This window comes from Accumulibacter sp., from assembly GCF_032229525.1.
Lineage (GTDB): Bacteria > Pseudomonadota > Gammaproteobacteria > Burkholderiales > Rhodocyclaceae > Accumulibacter.
This window is the reverse complement of the sequence record NZ_JAVTWB010000232.1, coordinates 1,341-2,827: the sequence shown is the minus strand read 5'-3', so window position 1 is coordinate 2,827 and position 1,487 is coordinate 1,341. Positions and strand designations below refer to the sequence as shown.

The 1,487-nt window shown below is 65.4% G+C and carries 2 protein-coding genes; both read left to right on the top strand.

Features of this window, described 5'->3' with window-relative positions; genetic code table 11:
- The first annotated feature begins 237 nt into the window (after positions 1-237).
- Positions 238-1,134, top strand: a complete 897-nt coding sequence (locus tag RUW20_RS18490) for a fructosamine kinase family protein (protein WP_313953689.1) — start codon at positions 238-240, stop codon at positions 1,132-1,134.
- A gap of 118 nt (positions 1,135-1,252) precedes the next feature.
- On the top strand, positions 1,253-1,487 hold a 235-nt coding region (locus RUW20_RS18485; RefSeq protein WP_313953688.1), incomplete at its 3' end, for a cation-transporting P-type ATPase.

Genomic DNA, 1,487 nt, shown 5'->3' with positions numbered 1-1,487 from the left:
CAGGGCATTGGCGACGTGTTTCAGTTCCTGGCCCACGAGGTAATCGCCAAGCACCTGCTCGGTGCTGATCGCAAGTTCTTCGACTGCCTTCGGCAGCAAAGACCACCCGCCGCCTGAAGCGGCGAACGGCGACCGCGGCGCAAGCCGCGCCCTCCCCGAAGCAAGCCCGAGGGAGAGCCGGGATCGCGAACGCGCGCCATACGGTACGGCCATCCGCCGAGACACGAAAGGAAGGACATGAGCCTCGCTCTGGACGCCGCGCTGGGTGACGCACTGTGCCATTTGATGGCCAGCGACAGCGGCTCACCGGCGCAGATCGACAAGGCCACGGCGGTCGGCGGCGGTTCGATTTCGCGCGCTCTGCTGCTTGAGAGCGGCAACCGGCGCTGGTTCGTCAAACTGAACGACAGCCGACTGGCCGACATGTTCGCCGCCGAAGCCGACGGCCTGAGTGCGCTGGCGAGCTGCCCGGCGCTACGCGTGCCGCGCGTCATTGGCCACGGCAGCAGCGGCCGACAGGCCTACCTGGTACTTGAACACCTGCCCCTGCAAGGGCTGCGCGAACGCGACCACGGCGTGGCGGCGGGGCGCGCGCTGGCCGAGCTGCATCGCATCCAGGGTGCGCAGCATGGCTGGCATCGCGACAATTTCATCGGCAGCACGCCACAAGCCAATACCCGGCAGACGAGCTGGTCTTCCTTCTTCGCCAGCCAACGTCTGCTGCCGCAACTCGAACTCGCCCGGCGTCATGGCTACCATGGCCAACTGATCGCCGATGGCGAACGGTTGGGGGAGGCGCTTCCCGCCCTGCTCGCCGACCATTGCCCACCAGCCAGTCTGCTGCATGGCGACCTGTGGTCCGGCAACGCCGCCGTTGACGCCTCCGGCAGACTGGTGCTGTTCGATCCAGCGGTGCACTTTGGCGACCGCGAAGCCGACCTGGCCATGAGCGAACTGTTTGGCGGCTTTCCGGCCAGCTTCTACGCCGCCTACCGCGAGGCCTGGCCGCTCGCCGAAGGTTTCGAGCTGCGTCGAACGCTGTACCAGCTCTACCATGTGCTCAATCATCTGAATCTGTTCGGTGGCAGCTATCTGCGCCAGGCTGAGCGGATGATCGCCGCGCTGCTGGCCTAAGGCTGTCGAGGACCGACTAGCGCCGTTGGCCGCGCCTGACAGGTGTTTTGTAGCCGTCAACAGCGTACATTGTGGTTGTTAACAACGCCACGACCAGCCAGGCAAGCGAGCTCAACCCGTGCCTATCCATAGCCTCACAGTTGACCAGTCGCTGGCCAGTCTCAACACTTCGGCCGCCGACCTAAGCACCACCGAGGCGGCGCGCCGGTTGCCCGAGTATGGCATCAACCATTTCGAAGAGGTCCGGCGACAGCACCTGCTGCTTCGCTGCGCGCAGAAGTTCACCCTGTTCTTCGCGATCATCCTGTGGATCGGCGCGGCGCTCTCGTTGCTCGCCGATCATTTCGACCCCG